We start from the raw sequence: 17,477 nt of genomic DNA, 5'->3' as shown, positions 1-17,477 counted from the left end.
AGGGCGGCGCCGGACGGGTGCGGGTCAGAACTCGGTGCCGGGGAGCAGGCGGCCCATCTTGCGGTACTCGCGCCTGGCTCCGGCGAGGACGTCCGCCATGGCGACGGGACGTCCGGCGCCCGCGGCGAGGTAGGCCGCCGTCGTCGCGGCGCTGCGGATCGCGCCGCCCGACAGCTCGAACTCGGCGGCGCACCGCGCGAGGTCGATGTCGTCCCCGCACGGGACCGGCGGCGCGAGCGCGTGCTCCCACAGCGCGCGGCGCCGGCGCGGGTCGGGGAAGGGGAAGTCCACGACGAGGTCGAGCCTGCGCGTGAACGCGTCGTCGATGTTGGCCCGCAGGTTGGTGGTCAGGATCGCGATCCCGTCGAACGACTCCAGCCGTTGCAGCAGGTAGGCGCTCTCCAGGTTGGCGTACCGGTCGTGGGAGTCCTTGACCTCCGAGCGCTTGCCGAAGACCGCGTCCGCCTCGTCGAACAGCAGGACGGCGTCCAGGCGGTCGGCCTCGGTGAAGATCCTCTCGAGGTTCTTCTCGGTCTCGCCGACGTACTTGTCCACGACGGCGGACAGCTCCACGACGTACAGGTCGAGGCCGAGCTCGGCGGCGACGACCTCGCTGGACATCGTCTTGCCGGTGCCGGACTCGCCCGCGAACATCGCCACCACGCCCCGGCCGCGTCCGCCGCCCGAGCGCAGCCGCCACTCGCCGAGGACCCGGTCGCGGTGGCGGGCGCGCGTGACCAGCTCGCCGAGTTGGTCACGCTGCTCGTCCGGCAGGACGAGGTCGTCCCAGCCGACCGCCGGGCTGATCCGGCGCGCGTGCTTCTGGAGGCCGGTCGCGTTCTGCAGCCGCGCGCCGCGATGCAGGTGGACGGCCGCGAGCGGGACGTCCTCCAGCGCCGCGTGGTCGAGCGCCGCCCGCACCGCGCGGCGGATCTGCGGCGCGTCGAACCGGAAGGTCGCGGTCGCGGCGGCCAGGTCGAAGCCGAGCTCGGCGGCGTCCACGCCCAGCCGGGCCAGCTCCGCCCGCCACACCCCGGCCGCGGGCCGCGCCGCGACCTCCAGGACGAGCGGCTGGACGTCCGACCAGGCCGGATCGTACGGCCGGTCCCCGGACAGCAGCACCGGCACGGGACGCGCCCCGGCGGCGGCCGTCGCGAACGCCCGCACGAGCGACCCGTCCGGCACGGGCCCGACGACGATCCCGGCCCCCCGCAGCCGCGCCTCCCGCACCAGCGCCGGGACGAGCCCGGCCTCGAGCCGCGCGGGATCGGCGCGCAACACCGGAAGCCCCGCGAGCCCGAGCGCCCGGCACCCCGCCGCCACCCCCACCCCAGGCCGCGCCTCCCGCAGATACACCGACGCCGGCGAAGCCCCGCTCGCCAGCAACCGCGCCAGACTCAGCGCCTCACCGTCCGGCGAAGCGCCGTCCGGCGGAGCACCGTCCAGCGGAGCACCGTCCAGCGGAGCACCGTCCAGCGGAGCACCGTCCAGCAGGTCGCCGTCCAGCAGGTCGCTGTCCGGCGGAACGCGATGCAGCGGGTCGCCTGGCGTCGTGTCCAGGAGCCGGGCGTCCCGTTGCGTCGCCACGCGTGGGGTGCCCGGCCGGGTGTCGTCGGCGGGTGGGGGGCCGAGGGTGACGGCGTGGAGGAGGGCGGAGTCGAGCGCGTCGCCGCCCAGGAGGTGGTCGACGATGCGGTCGGGGACGCGCAGGGAGCGTCCGAGGAAGGGACGGTCGTCCTCGTCCAGGACGATCAGACCCTGCGCGACCAGCGGCGACGCGGCGGCGAAGCGGGCGCGGGCCGGGGCCGAGGCGGCGGGCAGGCCGCACAGGTCGAGGGTGAGGCCGACGGTGGCGCGGCGGCGGCTGACGTCGTCGTTGAGGTAGCCGTACAGCTGCTCGAAGGAGCGGTCGATGTCCGGAGCGGCGGCGATGAGCAGGATCTCCAGGTCGAGACCGTCCAGCGCGAACAGCTCGGCGAGCCGGTGCAGGACGGTGTCGCCCGCGGAGAAGTCCAGGATGTGGACGGCGCGGTCGTACTCGCCGTCGCGGGCGGACGCGGGCGGCGGGCCCCCGGCCAGCCGCAACGCGGTCTCCGGGGCGAGGTACAGCCCCCGGAACGGGTCGGACGCCGTCGGGTCGTCCGAGCCGCGGTCCTCGACCAGCATCCGGACCCGCTCCCGCAGCAGTTCGAGCCGTCCCGCCAGGTGGTCGGCCCCGGGCGGGACGGCGGTGTGGGGTTCGATCACTTCTGGAGCCTGCGCGTCCGGACGGGCGGGTCGGGCAGCTTGGCCTCGACGTCGCCGACGGTGACCACGACGCTGTCGGTGACGGCCGGGCCGACCGGGTACTCCGGCGAGACCGGCATCGGCGCGGTGACCACGACGTCGAGGGACGGCTTCAGCTCGCCGCCCAGCGCGGACCAGATGTCGGCGATCGACCGGGACTCCGGCGGCGGGACGGCCGCGGTGACCGGGACGGCCATGCCGAGTTCGGCCAGCACCCCTCCCGGCGGCAGCGCCCCGTCCGGGAGGATCTCGTTCCGCAGCAGGCAGGCGAGCACGGCCGACAGCAGCCGGTGCTCGTCCTCGGGACGCTTGGTCCACGCGGTGACCAGGTACGACAGCCGGAAGTGGCGCGGCGGCTGGCGGCGCGCGACGACCCGGCCGTCCGGTCCGTGGACGGCGAGCGGCCCGCGTTCGCGGCGGCCGAGGTCCTCGCGGATGTCGTACAGGTAGGCGTTGACGGTGGGCGTGTTGCGCTGCGCGGCCCACTCGCGGTTGGGGGCCTCGAACGAGACCCGCACCTCGCCGGACGGCACGGCGCGCTCGGTGATCAGCGCGCGCAGCGCCTCGTCGACCTCGTGAATCATTTAGATGTATCCCTCGCGGATGGCGTAGGCGACGGCGTGCGCGCGGTTGCGCAGGTGCAGGCGGCTCATCACGCCGTGCAGGACGTTCTTGACGGTGCGTTCGGAGTAGGAGAGCTTCGCGGCGATCTCGGCGGTGTCCATGCCGTCCGCGACCAGCCCGAGCACGTCCAGCTCGCGCTGCGCGAGCCCGATGGCCCCGCCGCCCGGCGCCTGCGCGGCGCCGCGTTGGATCCGCCCGACCTGTTTCAGGAGGCGTCCCAGCAGGTCGGGGGGTAGGTCCGCGCCGCCGCGCGCCGCCGCCAGGACGGCCCGGGTGAGGGTGTCCGCGCTGGCCTCGTGCCGCCACAGGATCGCCACCACGCCCGCCTCGACCGCGTCCAGGAGCTGGGCCTCCTTGAGGTGCGCGGCGACCAGGACGGTGCGGGTCCGGGAGACGCGCGCGTAGCGTCGCAGCGCGCCGCGGGTCGATTCGTCCACGGTGTCGGCCACCACGACGGCGACCTCGGCGTCCGCGTCGTCCACGAGCCGGAGTTCGGACCTGCCGCGCAGTCCGGAGGTGACTCCGGCGAGCGTGATGGGGTCCGGGGCGTGCACCACGACGGGAATGCCGGACAGGGTCATGGTCATTTCGCGCTCTCTCCCTCGGACATCGGGGATCCGGCGGCGGAATCGGCCGCGGTCGGCCCGGTCGGGGCCGCCGGCGCCGGCCGCGCCTGATCCTTAAGAGTCGGCTCGGCGGGGATCTGTTCGGGGACGCGCAGGGTTCCGTCCGCCCGGACGGGCCAGCGCGTCCCGGCCCCGACGACCTTGCCGAGGGCGATGACCACGCCGCCGGGCGGGGCCGTCCGGGGCACCTTCATGTCGTCGGCGACGAAGACGACGCGTCCGCGCTCCTCGCCCTCGTCGGCCTCCGGGACGGGCCCGACGTCGGCGGATCCGACCGTCCGGATCCGCACGCCCCGGGTCCAGGGGCTCGCGCGCAGTCCGTCGGCGAGCGTCCGCGTGGCCCTGCGGACGGCCGAGCGCGATCCGGACAGCGAGATCGGCCCGGGGACCGATCGCAGGTCGACCCACATCCCGGGTCCGACCGGCGCGAGCAGCGGAAGCGGCGCGGGCGCGTCCCGCACGTCGTCGGTCAGCTCGGTGATCTCACTGCTGGCGAGCCGCCAGCACGTGCCGCCCGGGTCGGCCTTCCAGGGTTCGGGCGCGCCCGTGTCGGGCGTGGTCAGCAGGACGGTGAGCCTGCCGTCCGCCAGGCCGACGGCGCGGATCCCGGGCATCGCCCGTCCCGCCTCCTCGCAGTCGACGGCCAGCAGCCGCAGCCCGCGGTCGACGGTCCGCGCGGCCTCCGGCCCGGTCTCGGGACGTCCCGCCGGAACGCCCTCCTTCCGGCGTCGCGCGAACAGGACCCCGGCGACCAGCAGCCCGGCCATCAGGAGCCCGCCCGCCGCCGCGCCGACGATCGCGATCACGTCGCCGCCGCCGCTCTTGCCGTTCCCGGCGGCCGAGGTCGCCGCCACGTTGACGCCCGCGCCGGGCGAACCCTGCGCGACCTGCGGCAACTGCGCGCTGGAGGTCGGCTGTGGCAGGGGCAGCGAGCTGGGCGCGTCCGACGGCGTCGGAACCGCCTTCACCTTGTCCTTCGCCTTGTCCGGCGACGCGGTGTCGGTCTTCGGCGTGTGCTTGGCGGTCGTGGGCGGCTTCGCCGGGGAGTGCTTGGCGGACGGCTTGCGCGCGGACGCCCCGCACGCCGCCGTCCGGCTCGGGTGATACCTGATCCCCGTGACCGTCCCGGCCGGTATGTGGTAGTTGCGCGTCTTCGGCCCGAGGCACGCCACGAGCCCCTGGTAGGGCGAGTCCCGGTAGAGGCCCATGTAGCCGCCGCCCATGTTGACCGCCGACCGCGTCCGGTCGTTGACCTGGTCACCGGCGAAGTCGTGGTCGTAGGACGGGTTGTTGGTGGCCCACAGGCCGTCCTGCTCGCCGTTGTCCCCGAACACGCAGGACCACCCCGGCGAGCACACCGAGAACGCCCGCGCGGGGACGGCCGGAATCCCCACCGCCAGGACCGTGACCACGGCGATCACCGTCCCGGTCCGCCCGGCCGGAATCCTCCTGGGCATTCGACGCCCCTTCTTCTGCTGTGTCACCCGGGCAGTCTCGGGGGCGTCGATCATCATCCGATGAACGCGCGGCGGTTGCCCTTTCGGACAGTCCGAACGGGCAACCGCTGTCAAGTCGCGAAGGCGCCGAGACGTCGGGAGCTGTCGTCTTTTTCGACTCATGGTGTTTGGTTGTGTCGTCCGCTGTTGAAGTGGAGGGTCTTCTGAGGTGAAGGGAGGGTGTCAGCCGGATTCACGGTCGATTTCTCACCGTCCCTGAGGGGAGGGGACACTGAACGGGACCCGGCGTCGCGTTTCACCGCCTCGCCCGGCACTCCGAACACATAGGACTCCCCCGAAGCGCGCGGAGTTCGGAGAAACCTCCGCCGCGACTCCCGAGGCCACGCGCCCGCAGCCCGTCGGCGGGAGGCCCCGGAGCTCCTGGGGAGGCGGTCGTGGTCGCCGCCGCCGCCCGCGCCGACGTCCCGTCCGACGGCGCCGCGGAACGCTTTCTCCGCGGCGAAGCGCACCCCCGCCGCCTTCCGGAACCCCCAGGCGTTCGGACGCTCTCAGCGACATGGAAGTCAGCCGGTCATGAGGTGAACCGGAGGTGTGAGCCACGGAGTCCCAGTGCTCACGAAGCCCACCTCTTTAGTCAGGCGAACGGTCGTTGAGCACGCTAGCAGGACGAAGTGAACCACCGAACGCGCCCTCTCCCTGAAGAGGAATGCGCCATCGGGCACTGGCGAAAAGTAAACCCTTGGGGCCCGATTGCGGCGAAGCCGGAACAGGCCGATGTCCGGCCATTGACCTGGGGTGGTTCGTCATTCCTGGATGATCTCCGCTCGACTCCGATGCGGCGCTCGTCGCTTTCCGCGTCGCGTCGGCGCCTCACGTTGGCGCTTCCCCCGGCGGACCGGAACACCGTCCCGAACGGCACGCTCCGGCGGAGCCGGGCGGGCCGGACGTCCCCTTGCGTTTCCCGGTGCGGGTGGCCGACTCTTGAGCCTCATTCGATCCTGGGGGACATCGATGATCCGGATACTGCTGGCCGAGGACGTCCGCATCCTGCGCGAGGCGCTGGCCGGGCTGCTGTCGCTGGAGGACGGCATCGAGGTCGTCGCCGAGGTCGAGCGCGGCGACGCGGTCGTGGCGGCGGCGCTGGACGCGCGCCCCGACGTCGCGGTGCTCGACATCGAGCTGCCCGGCCGGGACGGGATCGACGCGGCGGCGGAGCTGAAGGAGCGGCTGCCGGAGTGCCGCACCCTGATCCTCACCGGTGTCGGACGGCCCGGCACGCTGCGCCGCGCGCTGTCCGCGCAGGTCGCCGGGTTCATGGTCAAGGAGGCCGCGCCCGCCGAGCTGGCCGCCGCGATCCGCAAGGTCGCCGCGGGCGGACGCGTGATGGACCCCCAGCTCGCGTTCGCGGCGCTGGCCGTCCAGGACTGCCCGCTCACCGAACGCGAGGTCGAGGTGCTCCGCCTGACCGCCGAGGGCGACGAGCCCACCGAGGTCGCCGCGCGCGCCGGACTGGCCTACGGGACCGTCCGCAACTACCTGGCGTCCGCGGTGACGAAACTGAACGCCCGCAACCGCGTGGACGCCATCCGCATCGCCACCGACGCAGGCTGGATCTGACCCCTCCCCCTGGACGCCCGTTATGCGGCGGACAGGGCGGTCGCGGGACGTGCGGGGTGTGCGGGGAAGTCTGCGACCAGCGTGAAGCGGTCTCCTTCGCGCCGCACATGCAGCGTGCCACCGGCCTCGGCGCTCCGCGCCCGCAGGTTGGCGAGCCCGGAACCGCCGCCCAGGCCAGGCGCGGAACCGCCGCCCAGGCCAGGCGCGGAACCGCCGCCCAGGCCGGGCGCGGAACCGCCGCCCGGGGCGGGCGCGATGCCATCGGGTTCGGGTGCGCCGTCGTTGGAGACGGTGAGCCGCAGGCCGTCCTCGCCGACGGAGATCCCGATCTCGCATTCGCGGGCGCGGCTGTGCCGGACGATGTTGGTCGCCGCCTCCCGCAGGACGACCGCCACCGCCGAGCCGTCCACGCCGGGCGGCACCTCGTCCGCGTCCACGCGCACCTCGATCCCGGCGGCGGCCAGCATCGAGCGCGCCGTCTCGATCTCCGCGGGCAGGGACAGCGAGGCGCGGACGCGGGCGATCGACCGCACCGACGCCAGCGCCTCCTCGGCGAGCGTGACCAGTTCGTCCAGCTGGGCACGCGCGGCGGCGGGGTCGCGGTCCGCGAGCCGTCCGGCCAGTTCGCCCTTGACGACGAGGGCGGACAGCTGGAAGCCCATCAGGTCGTGGACGTCGCGGGCGATCCGCAGCCGCTCCTCGACCACGGCCATGCGCGCGACCTCCTGGCGGGCCTCGGCCAGCGCGGCGATGGCGACGGGCAGGCGGCACAGCACATAGACCAGGATCGTGAACTGGACGACGGCGACGAGGTTGCTCAGCACCCACGCCCAGCCCGCGCCCAGCAGGTACCCCTGCAGCGCGGGGAAGCCGAGGAGCACCACGGCCGTTCCCCAGGACCACGGCGGACGTCCGTGGAACAGCACGACGCCGGTGACCAGCGCCGCGTAGCTGGGCGTCATCTTCGGGCCGATGACCAGGAACGCGCTGACGAGCAGGACGGTCTGGAAGGCCACGGACGCCCACAGGGCGCGGGGCGGCGCACCGTTCTCACGCGGGAAGACGTGCCGAACCTGGAGCAGGCCGATCAGCGGCAGCACGGTGAAGGCCACCGGATACTTGGCCCAGGCGATGCCGTCCGGGTCGGGCCCGCCGTCGTACAGGCCGAGCAGCGTGGTCCCGACGTGGTCGATCTCGAAGAGCAGCAGGACGACCCAGGCCAGCCACGGGGCCGTGCCGGACACCCGCGCGCCCTTCGGACGACGGGCCGGGACGCTCGCCCGCACCGACGACGCGCTGGTCTCGAGCCGTCCGCCGAGTTCGGCGAGCCGCGCCGCCGGGCCCCGGAGCGCCTCGTCCAGGTCAGCGGACGAACCGGCGAAGGTCACCGCCAACCCGGCCGGGGCGGTCAGCTCGATCGAGCACCGTTCCGGCGAACCCTGCCGCAGGACGGCGACGACCGTCCGCCGCAGGAGCGCGGCCAGCGCGGCGTCCTCGGCGGCGGGCAGGCGCAGCGGCGGACCGTCGACGACCACCTCGACACCCGCCGCCTCCAGAACCGAACGCGCCGCCTCGACCTCATCGTCCAGCGACCGTTCCCGGTGATCGGCGGAAACCGTCCTGACCTCGTCCAACGCCGCCCGCGCAACCTCCACGATCCGCCCCGCTCCACCAACCGCCACGGACGCGGCAGCCGGTGCAGGCGCGACGGCCGGGGCGGGCGCGGCGGCCGATGCGGGCGCGGCGGCCGATGCGGCCGCGGGGCCGGTGACGCCGACGGTGGGCGGGGTGGAGCGGGCTTCGCGCGCCAGGGACAGGACGAGGGCCAGTCGTTCACCCAGTGCCGCGTCCAGGCCGCGCGCGATCCGCAGTCGTTCGCGCGCGACTTCCAGCGGGGCGAGGTCCGCGCGGGTCGCGCGTAGCTCCTCCGCGTACCGGGTGAGGCGCGCCATCGCGAAGAACGCCATCCCGATCGTCAGGGTCACCATCGCGCTGTAGGCGGCGAAGGCGGGGCTCCGGTCGTGTCCCCAGGTCGTCCGGGCGAGGAACTCGGCGGCCACGACGAGCCCTGTCGGCAGCCATGACCACCGGCGGCCGACGGTCAGCAGCAGCGACGTCACGACCAGCGCGGACGCCGACCACCACGCCGCGCCGACGAAGGGGTACGGCCCGAAGGCCAGTGCCGTCTGGAGCACCAGCGCCGCCGGGATCCAGCGGCGCGGGAGGACACCGAACGCGATCGCGGCCGGAAGCCCCGCCAGGACGGCGAGCCCGGCGGACGCGAGCAGCCCGGTCCCCGTCCCGGCGGGCGCGAGGAAGTCGCTGCCGATCAGCACGTTCCACGACCGGTAGCCCCACCACAGGACGAGGCTGGCGAGGAACAGGGCCGCGGGAGACCAGGGCCGCCGCAGGGGATCACGGGTCCGGATCACACACCCCCCACCACGATGACGACCACCACTTCCCCGTGCATTCTGCACGGCCGAGCATGCACCCCCTCATCCCGGACGCTGCGAGCCGCAGCCGAACCGGTGCGCCCGGCACTACCCGCCCGACGCGCCGCCCGCGAGGCTTCTGCAGGTCAGACCACCTATGAAGGGACATCCCGTGAGCAACGAGATCACACCTTTCCGCATCGACGTCCCGCCGTCGGAGCTGGACGACCTGAGGGACCGCCTGGCCCGCACCCGCTGGGCGGACGAGCTTCCGGAGGCGGAGGTCACCGACGGCGTCCAGAAGGGCGTGGCGCAGCCGGGCTGGGAGTACGGCGTGCCCGGCTCCTACGTGCGTCCGCTGGTGAACCGCTGGCTGGAGAAGTACGACTGGCGGAAGTGGGAGGCCAAGATCAACGCCTTCCCGCAGTTCACGACCGAGATCGACGGCCAGCTCGTCCACTTCCTGCACGTCCGCTCACCCGAGCCGGACGCGACCCCGCTGATCCTCACCCACGGCTGGCCGAACACCTTCCTCGAGTACGTGGACATGATCGGCCCGCTCACCGACCCGCGCGCGCACGGCGGCGACCCGTCCGACGCGTTCCACGTGGTCATCCCGTCCATCCCCGGCTTCGGGTTCTCCGGGCCGACCAGGACGCGCGGCTGGAACGCGGCCCGGGTCGCCTCCGCGTGGGCCGAGCTGATGGCGCGCCTCGGCTACGACCGGTACGGCGCCCACGGCAACGACGCGGGCGCGATCGTGTCGCCGATCCTGGGCGAGATGCACAAGGACCGCGTGGTCGGCGTCCACGTCAACCAGATCTTCTCCTTCCCGAAGGGCGAGCCCGGCGAGTTCGACGGCCTCACCCCCGAGGAGATCGGCTCCCTGCAGTTCGGGCAGGCGTTCGTCGAGCACGCCATCCACGACCGCTCCCAGGCCGCCCAGCCGCAGACGCTCGCGCACGCGCTGTCGGACTCCCCGGCCGGGCAGCTCGCCTGGATCGGCCAGCTGTTCGGCGACGCCCTGACCCCCGACGAGGTCCTGACCAACGCCACGATCTACTGGCTGACCAACACCTCGGCGTCCTCGGCCCGCTTCTACTACGAGAACCGCGACTGGTTCGCGACGCACGCGGGCGAGAGCCAGGGCGAGCGGACGACGATCCCCCTCGGCCTGGCGTCCTTCGCCTACGACTTCCGCCCCGTCCGCAAGTTCGCCGAGCGCGACAACGCCAACATCGTCCACTGGAACACCTACGACAAGGGCGGCCACTGGGCCGCCCACGACGCCACCGACCTCCTCACCGACGACATCCGCCAGTTCTTCCGCACCCTCCCCTGACCCACGCACCCCCCTGAGGCCCCAGGTCCACCGACCTGGGGCCCACGCGTCACCCAGCGAACGCCCCACCCAGGCGGATCTCCACCCAGACGAGGTGGCCGGTCCTCTGACAGCCCTGAACACCAAGCCCGGCCGCGAGCTGCGACAACGACCACAGCCCCCGCCCGGACTCGGCCCAGACATCAGGTTCCTCGACGGCAGGCACACTCGTGCCGCCGTTGTCGGTCACCGCGACGTAGACCGGGTCGTCGTACACCAGCTCGACGCCGAACCACCCGCCGTCCTCGCTGGACCGGGTGTGCCGCAGGGTGTTCGCGGCGAGCTCACCGACCGCGAACTCGACCAGGTCCAGGCACTCCGCACCCGCGAACAACGTCCGAGCGAACCCGCGCGCCTCCGCCACCTGCTCAGGACGTCCGCAGAACGCGCGACGCCACCGCATCTCGTCCGGCGCCCACAGGAAGTCCGCCGCCGAGCCGGGCGGACACGTCAACCGCACCATCCCGTCCCCTCCTCCGATCCGTGTGACCACGTCGCGTCCTCGCCCGTCACGCGGACGCCCGATTCCGGCGCACCACCGCTCATCGCCTCACCCTCCGTCCACGCCGATGCCGTCCCACGCACTTCGGACCAGGGCCCCGGACAGCCCAGAGCAGCAGCGTCACCGCGCAGGCAAGCGCGACCACCAGAAGCCCCACCGCCACGGCCAATCCGCTCACCCAGGCCACCCCGAAAGGAGAACGACAGCGTTCTCAATTGCGAGCTGCTCAGATATCTCGACGACCATTCGACCGTGTCGACGCCGATTGACACGATCAGGAACGGACATTGTTCGCCATTGCGTCGAAGCCGTCACCGCCAGCCCCTTCCACTTGCCTGAGCAGCGCGAATGCATACGCTGCCCGGTTCTCCGAACACGCTCCGCACTCACCATTAAGCTCTGAGTGTGTGCTTCGCAGTACGCACTGGCAAGCGATTCAATTGAGAACCTCTCAAAAAATCACGTCCCTCAGAGCACATTTCCCCCAGGGAGGTACCAAAGGTGCGGAAGATCAGCAGTACCGTCGCCCGACGACGCCTGGCGCGTGAAATGAAGCGCCTCAGAGAACAGGCGGGCAAGAAGCGGGAGGAATCCGCCGCCGCGGCCGAGATCGCCCCGGCGACGCTCAGCCGGATCGAGGCGGGAACCCATTCCCCCAAGTACGCCTCGATCCTGGCGCTCTGCCTGTACTACGGCCTCGACCTCACCGACGCGCAGGCGTACGCCGAACTCGCCCGTCAGAGCAAGGGCGGCCCAGGCTGGTGGCACCGCTACAGCGACGTCCTACCCAAGGGCTTCGAGATCCTGGTCGGACTGGAGGACGAGGCCAGGGGCGCACGCAGCTACAACGGCGAGTTCCTCGACGGCCTCCTGCAGACCGAGCGCTACATGCGCGCCCTGCTGCGCTCCGAACCCGAGACTCCGACCGAGGAACAGATCGAGCAGCGCGTGGCCGTCCGGCTCAGACGCCAGGAGCGAATGTTGCGCGCACCCGACGCTCCGCAGCTCTGGATCGTCCAGAGCGAGGCGAGCATCCGCCGCCTGGTCGGCGGCCCGGCCGTCATGAAAGAGCAGCTCGACCACCTGCGCGAGCTCTCCCTGCTGAACAACGTGACCATCCAGGTACTTCCGTTCATCAGCGGAGCCCACCCCGCCGGACACGGCGATTTCCGACTTCTCGATTTCTCTGGCTCCAAAGACCCCGAAGCCGCTTATGTCGAGTACCGTCTGGGCAACATCATCCTCGAGGAGCCCGAGGAGGTGGCCACCTACGCCAAGGTCTTTGATCTGCTGCGCGCCGACGCGCTGGGGCCGGACGCCACGCGCGCGCTCCTCGGGGAAGTCGCGGCCCACCTGTAGTGCCCCTACGAAGAAGGGCTGGTGCCCGAAGATGCTTCCCATTCGCAACGATCTGACGTGGCGAAAAGCCACCCGCAGTCAGAGCGACGGCGGCGCTTGCGTAGAAGTCGCCGCCCACCAGGGCACGGCCGTCCGCGACAGCAAGAACCCCAAGGGCCCGCACCTGACATTCTCCCCCGACGAGTGGCGCGCCTTCACCGCACGAGTGCGCTCCGGCGACTTCGACCTCTGAGCAAGACGGACGCGACGTGAACGGGTTCGCCGGGCCGGTGGCGCGCCCTGTCACCGGCTGGCGCAAGAGCAGCTACAGCGGCACCGGTAATGCGGACTGCGTCGAACTGGCCGCACTAAGCGACAACCGGGTGAGGACGTCGCCGTTGAACGCCAGCCAGCGTTCACCGGTGAACGGGAGGCGGCTCGCGGCGAAGCGGAGACCTCCGCCGCGTCCCCTGGCCGCCCGCGAGGATGATCGCCTGCCTGACCTGCGTATTCGTCCCTCGAGCCATGCCCGAACCCTAGCCCCTGGCTGAGGCGGCGACATCAGCAGGGCAAGTACTCGGTGAAATTGCCTGACTGCACTGTGCGATGTGACGGTCCGGAGGTAGGCCCCAGGCGTCGTTAGGGCTCGCGGACGACCTCGACCGCTTCCCGGACGTCCGGGTGTGGGTCGTTGGCGAGGGTGTCGAGTAGTTCGGCGACGCCGGGGGTGGACCAGCGGGCGATCGCCCACACCAGGTCCTCGCGGACGCCCGGGTCGGGGTGCGCGGCGAGGCGGGCCAGCTCGGGGAGCGGGCCTCGCCGACGCATGCCGAACCAGTGCAGCGCCTCCCGCAGCGTCGCCGGGTCTCCCGGGTCACCGGCCGCCGCGATCCTGGCGAGCAGCACCCGGGCCGGTGGCGGCGGGCCGTCCAGGGGGTGGGGCAGGCGCTCGCGCAGGCGGCGTGAGCCGTACTCTCCCCTCACCCGGCATCCGAAGCAGGTGCAGGGACGGGTGCCATGCGCGTCCGGGCGGTACCGCCAGCCCGCGACCTGCGGCACAGTGCGGATCCGGTGCAGTTCGCGCGGCCGGATCGCCCGGGGGACGAACACCTCCCACCCGCGTGGGTCGTCCAGCGCCGCGACCCGCCGGACGGCCTCGGCCGCGGTGACGGCGGACTGGGCGTCCCGCCACCGGTCCGAGTAGCGCCCGACCAGCACGTCCCGGTCGTCGTCCAGGCGCACGTGGACGGCCACCATCCTGCCTTGGCCACCGAAACGGGCCAGTTCGCGCAGCCACTGGTGGGTGAGGGTGTACGACGGCAGGACCGGGAAGCAGTACACCCCGCGCGCGCCGCCCTGCCCGTGGGCGACCGCCTTGATGCCGGACCGCCGGACGGACCGCGCGTTCCCCGCCGCCGTCAGGTGCACGAACATCGCCATGACCGGGCATGCTACTTGCCCGATATCAACGGATCCTCCGAAATACGCGACGAAGCCCCAGGCCGGGAGGGCCGGGGCTTCGCGGCGGGGATCAGAACTGGTGTTCGCCGTCCGGGTCGCAGTACTCGACGTCGTTGGTGGGGGCGAAGGAGCCGACGATCAGGCGGCGGATGAAGGCGCCGCCCTTGGGCACGTCGTCGGCGTCGACCTCGTAGGTGAACTGCTGGCCCTGGCGCAGGCGGCGGCCGTTGATCGTCACGGCCCGCCGGACGACGTAGATCGCGCCCCAGGGGCAGCAGAAGTAGCTGCCGAGCGTGGAGCCGGAGCCCGTCTTGGCGTAGTCGATCGCCCCGGTGTCCTTGGCCGCGTCGATCTCGTCCTGGATCCGCAGGGTGGCCGCGGGGGCGGTGTCGAACTCCCACAGCTCCTTGATCGACTGGTGGGCGCGGGGGTCCTTGCGCCACTTGGTGCGTTCGAGCGGCGAGGTGAGGCACCACGGGTCGAACGCGGACGAGTCGGGCGTCGCGAGCTTCTTCGTCGCCGTGGTGACCGGGACCTCGCCGGTGTCGTAGCGGGCGATGAGCGACGGCATGGCCGTGAGCTGCCCGAGGTGGTAGAACGCCTCCAGCGCGCGCTGGAGGCGCTCCTCGATCGCCTCGTGCAGGCCCGGGTCGGGGTCGGCCTCGAGCAGGCCCTCGGCGTAGTCCGACGCGGTGCTGCCCTCGGCCGCGAGCTGCCGGAGGCGCTGCAGGTCACGGGCGTGCTTCTCGGCGTCCTGGACGGACGCCTCGAACACCCCGAGCGCCACCTCGGCGTGCGACCGGACGGCCCGCGCCGCGGCGAGCATGCCCCGCAGATGCGGCAGCGGGCAGGGCGCGGCCTCCGCCCATTCGGGCAGGTCGGCGGGGAGCGCGACGGTCGCGGAGACGTCGAGCGCGGGGTTGCCCGCGGCCTGCCGCGCCCGCGACGACCACGACTCGACCTGGCCGAAGCAGTCGGTCACCTGCGTGTGCGTGACCGGCGGGACGTACCCGACCGTCCGCGGGTCGGCGCTGTAGTCGGCGTCCAGCAGGTTCTCGCCGATGGACTGCAGGACGAACGCGTTCCACGAGCACAGCAGCTGGCTGGACACCCCCGGCTCCACGTGCCAGAGGTTCGCGCCCTCTTCGGCGAGTCTCTGGCGCAGGGTCTCCGCCTTCTGCATCTCCGCGTAGGCGACCCCGCCCGCACGCCGGAACGACTCGAGCGTGTCCGACCGGACCTCCCCCTTGAGCTTGGCCGCCATCCTGACCATCAGGGTCGGTTTCGCGGACTCGTCCGGCATTCCCATCACTTCTCCCTCGTCAAGAACGCGGCCACTCGAGCGGCAGTCTAAACACCCACAATCAGACGTATTCGGAACATGACTTGGCTCCCTCACTTTTCGTCAGGCCGGGCCGTCCACCGGTCGGTGTCCACCGGCCGTGTCCACCGGTCGGTGGACACGAGGTTCAGCCGGTCGAGGCTGTCGAGGGAAATGGGCTCCCGGCCAGGCTTTTCCTCATGAAGAACCCCTCAGTGCGAGTGGCGCGGTGGAGCGCCCATCACCCGTGGCGCGCGATCGCCGGGTGGCTTCTGTTCGTGGTGGTCTGCCTCGGCGCCGGGATCTCGCTCGGCGGCAAGGCGGCCACGTCCGAGGACTACCGCGTCGGCGAGGCGGGACGCGCCGAGGCGTACGCGGCGGAGGGCGGGCTCCAGCAGCGGGCGCTGGAGCGCGTCCTCATCGCGGCCAGGGGGACGGCGCCGCTCGACAAGGCGAGGGGGACGGCCGTCGCCCAGGACGTCCGGACGCGGATGGGACGGCTGCCGGAGGTCGAGTCGGTCGGCGCTCCGGTCTGGTCGGACGACGGACGGGCCGTCCGGGTCGACGTGACCTTGAAGGGCCCCGAACTGGACGGCAGGAAGCACGTCGATCCGGTGCTCGCGCAGACCGCCGAGGTGCGCAAGGCGAACCCCGACCTGGCCGTGGACGAGGCGGGCAGCCCGTCCATCAGCAAGGACGTCCAGGGGCAGCGCGGGTCGGACCTGTCGCGGACCGAGGTGTTCGCGCTGCCGGTGACGCTGATCGTGCTGCTGCTCGTGTTCCGGTCGCTGGTGATGGCGGTGGTGCCGCTGCTGCTGGCCGTGTCGTCGATCGCCGCGGGCGTCGGGCTGTCGATGGTCGCCTCGCACGTCTTCCCCGACGCGGGCGTCGGGACGAACGTCATCCTGCTCATCGGCATGGCCGTCGGGGTCGACTACACGCTCTTCTACCTCAAGCGCGACCGGGAGGAACGGGCGAGGTCGGGCGGGGCGCTCTCGTCGGCGGCCGTGGTGGAGCTGGCGGCGGCGACGTCCGGACGCGCGGTCGTCGTGTCCGGGCTGGCGGTCGCGGTGACGTCCGCGACGCTGTTCCTGGCGGACGACGTGATCTTCTCGTCGCTGGCGACCGGCGCGATCGTGGTGACGATGGCGGCCGTGGTCAGCTCGCTGACCGTCCTGCCCGCGCTCCTCGCCAAGCTCGGCGGACGCTCCGCCCGCCGCGCGAACCGGAACTCGCGCAGCGCGGGCCGGAACGCGGAGCACGCGAGCGAGAGCACCGGGCGGGCGAGCGGGAAGGCGGAGGGTGCGCGGACGGCGGGGCGTGTCACCGGGGCGGTGCTTGCCGCGGTCGCCCGGCGGCCCGCGGCGATGCTGGGGGTCGCGATCGCGGCGCTGCTGGTCCTCGCGGCTCCGATGAGCTCCATGAAGCTGACGGACGTGGGCCGCGAGACCTACTCGCGGGAGCTGCCCGCGATGCGGTCGTTCGACAGGGTGAACGCGGCGTTCCCGGACCTGAAGGCGGTCGACCAGGTCGTCGTCCGCGCGGACGCGTCCCGGCAGGGGGACGTGGCGTCGGCGCTGGACGCGCTCGCCGGACGGGTGAGGGCCGACCCGCTGTTCGACGGCCGGACGCGCGTCCGGGTCTCGGCCGACCGCCGGATCACGATGCTGGAGGTCCCCGTCCCGGCGTACCCGAGCCAGAAGCGGGCGCAGGACTCGCTCAGGCGGCTGCGCGCGGCGCACGTCCCGGCGACCGTCGGGAAGGTCGGCGCCGACGTCGCGGTGACCGGGGACGTCGCGCGGTACGCCGACTATCCCGAGCACCAGAAGCAGCGCCTGCCGCTGATCCTCGGGGCCCTGCTGCTGGTCACGTTCGCGATCACGGTGCTGGCGTTCCGGTCGGTCGTGATGGGGCTGGTCGGGGTCGTCCTGAACCTGCTGTCGGCGGCGGCGTCGCTCGGCGTGCTCGCGGCGGTGTTCCAGCACCGGTGGGCCGAGGGGCTGCTCGGGTTCACCTCGATGGGGTCGGTCGGGTCGCGGGTGCCGCTGTTCCTGTTCGTGATCCTGTTCGGGCTGTCGATGGACTACCAGGTGTTCACGCTGAGCCGGGTCCAGGAGCTGGTCCGGAGCGGGGTTCCGGCGCGGCGGGCCGTCCTTGAGGGGATCGGGGCGTCGGCGGGCGTGGTGACCAGCGCGGCCGTGGTGATGGTGACGGTGTTCGCCAGCTTCGTCCCGCTGCACCTGATCGAGATGAAGCAGTTCGGGTTCAGTCTCGGGTTCGCGGTGCTGCTGGACGCGTTCGTGATCCGGCTCGTGGTGCTGCCCGCGATGATGCTGCTGCTCGGCGACGCCGCGTGGTGGCCGTCCCGGCGGCGGCCCGGGCGCGACGCGGACGAGATGAACCGGGCGATGCGGCCCGTAGGGTGACCA

14 protein-coding genes are annotated in these 17,477 nt (G+C 72.6%); 6 read left to right on the top strand and 8 right to left on the bottom strand.

The window, feature by feature from the left end:
- Nucleotides 1–24: 24 nt before the first annotated feature.
- Genes P696_RS47340 through P696_RS0122415 form a run of 4 tightly spaced genes read right to left on the bottom strand, consistent with a single transcriptional unit; the run spans nucleotide 25 to nucleotide 4,993 of the window.
- Nucleotides 25–2,247 (bottom strand): ATP-binding protein, encoded by a 2,223-nt coding sequence (locus P696_RS47340; protein ID WP_034486286.1) that lies wholly within the window; start codon nucleotides 2,245–2,247, stop codon nucleotides 25–27.
- Nucleotides 2,244–2,870: a Pvc16 family protein gene (locus P696_RS0122425; RefSeq protein ID WP_026414094.1), complete on the bottom strand. Its 627-nt coding sequence runs from the start codon at nucleotides 2,868–2,870 to the stop codon at nucleotides 2,244–2,246. Before P696_RS0122425 ends, P696_RS47340 begins: the two co-directional genes overlap by 4 nt.
- Nucleotides 2,871–3,497 (bottom strand): helix-turn-helix transcriptional regulator, encoded by a 627-nt coding sequence (locus P696_RS0122420; protein WP_026414093.1) that lies wholly within the window; start codon nucleotides 3,495–3,497, stop codon nucleotides 2,871–2,873. It abuts the gene before it with no gap.
- Nucleotides 3,494–4,993, bottom strand: a complete 1,500-nt coding sequence (locus tag P696_RS0122415) for a peptidase inhibitor family I36 protein (protein ID WP_034486284.1) — start codon at nucleotides 4,991–4,993, stop codon at nucleotides 3,494–3,496. The genes P696_RS0122420 and P696_RS0122415 overlap by 4 nt, the downstream gene beginning before the upstream one ends.
- Before the next feature lie 1,011 nt (nucleotides 4,994–6,004).
- Here P696_RS0122415 and P696_RS0122410 point away from each other — a divergent pair.
- Nucleotides 6,005–6,610 carry a response regulator transcription factor gene (locus tag P696_RS0122410; RefSeq protein WP_026414091.1) on the top strand — a complete coding sequence of 202 codons (606 nt, stop codon included), beginning with the start codon at nucleotides 6,005–6,007 and terminating at the stop codon, nucleotides 6,608–6,610.
- 20 nt (nucleotides 6,611–6,630) lie between these two features.
- On the opposite strand, the gene P696_RS52795 is transcribed toward P696_RS0122410, so the two are convergent.
- Nucleotides 6,631–9,042 carry a sensor histidine kinase gene (locus P696_RS52795; protein ID WP_051468008.1) on the bottom strand — a complete coding sequence of 804 codons (2,412 nt, stop codon included), beginning with the start codon at nucleotides 9,040–9,042 and terminating at the stop codon, nucleotides 6,631–6,633.
- A 160-nt stretch (nucleotides 9,043–9,202) separates the two neighbouring features.
- Here P696_RS52795 and P696_RS0122400 point away from each other — a divergent pair, with 160 nt between their 5' ends.
- Nucleotides 9,203–10,387, top strand: coding sequence for an epoxide hydrolase family protein (locus tag P696_RS0122400; RefSeq protein ID WP_026414090.1), 1,185 nt, complete (start codon nucleotides 9,203–9,205; stop codon nucleotides 10,385–10,387).
- A gap of 49 nt (nucleotides 10,388–10,436) precedes the next feature.
- On the opposite strand, the gene P696_RS52790 is transcribed toward P696_RS0122400, so the two are convergent.
- Nucleotides 10,437–10,889, bottom strand: a complete 453-nt coding sequence (locus P696_RS52790) for an ATP-binding protein (RefSeq protein WP_051468007.1) — start codon at nucleotides 10,887–10,889, stop codon at nucleotides 10,437–10,439.
- Nucleotides 10,890–11,429: 540 nt separating this feature from the next.
- Between P696_RS52790 and P696_RS0122390 the strand changes: the two genes are divergently transcribed.
- The 3 genes from P696_RS0122390 to P696_RS54730 are packed head-to-tail and all read left to right on the top strand — an operon-like array spanning nucleotide 11,430 to nucleotide 12,817.
- Nucleotides 11,430–12,287, top strand: coding sequence for a helix-turn-helix domain-containing protein (locus tag P696_RS0122390; protein ID WP_034486282.1), 858 nt, complete (start codon nucleotides 11,430–11,432; stop codon nucleotides 12,285–12,287).
- Between the two features lie 31 nt (nucleotides 12,288–12,318).
- Nucleotides 12,319–12,519: a DUF397 domain-containing protein gene (locus P696_RS0122385; RefSeq protein ID WP_026414088.1), complete on the top strand. Its 201-nt coding sequence runs from the start codon at nucleotides 12,319–12,321 to the stop codon at nucleotides 12,517–12,519.
- A 16-nt stretch (nucleotides 12,520–12,535) separates the two neighbouring features.
- Nucleotides 12,536–12,817 (top strand): DUF397 domain-containing protein, encoded by a 282-nt coding sequence (locus P696_RS54730; protein ID WP_084337967.1) that lies wholly within the window; start codon nucleotides 12,536–12,538, stop codon nucleotides 12,815–12,817.
- A gap of 88 nt (nucleotides 12,818–12,905) precedes the next feature.
- On the opposite strand, the gene P696_RS0122380 is transcribed toward P696_RS54730, so the two are convergent.
- Together P696_RS0122380 and P696_RS0122375 are read right to left on the bottom strand one after the other, a co-directional pair.
- Complete coding sequence (locus P696_RS0122380; RefSeq protein WP_026414087.1) at nucleotides 12,906–13,706, bottom strand: HEAT repeat domain-containing protein; 801 nt, start codon at nucleotides 13,704–13,706, stop codon at nucleotides 12,906–12,908.
- A gap of 91 nt (nucleotides 13,707–13,797) precedes the next feature.
- A complete protein-coding gene (locus tag P696_RS0122375) occupies nucleotides 13,798–15,036 on the bottom strand; it encodes a hypothetical protein (RefSeq protein ID WP_157429856.1) in 1,239 nt (412 codons plus the stop codon).
- Between the two features lie 212 nt (nucleotides 15,037–15,248).
- Between P696_RS0122375 and P696_RS47320 the strand changes: the two genes are divergently transcribed.
- On the top strand, nucleotides 15,249–17,474 hold the full coding sequence (locus P696_RS47320; RefSeq protein ID WP_051468005.1) for an MMPL family transporter: 2,226 nt from the start codon (nucleotides 15,249–15,251) through the stop codon (nucleotides 17,472–17,474).
- The last annotated feature ends 3 nt before the right edge of the window (nucleotides 17,475–17,477 follow it).

The sequence above is a fragment of the Actinomadura oligospora ATCC 43269 genome, assembly GCF_000518265.1.
Taxonomy (GTDB): Bacteria; Actinomycetota; Actinomycetes; order Streptosporangiales; family Streptosporangiaceae; genus Spirillospora; species Spirillospora oligospora.
The sequence above is the reverse complement of the archived record's forward strand: the minus strand, read 5'-3'. Positions and strand labels throughout refer to the sequence as shown.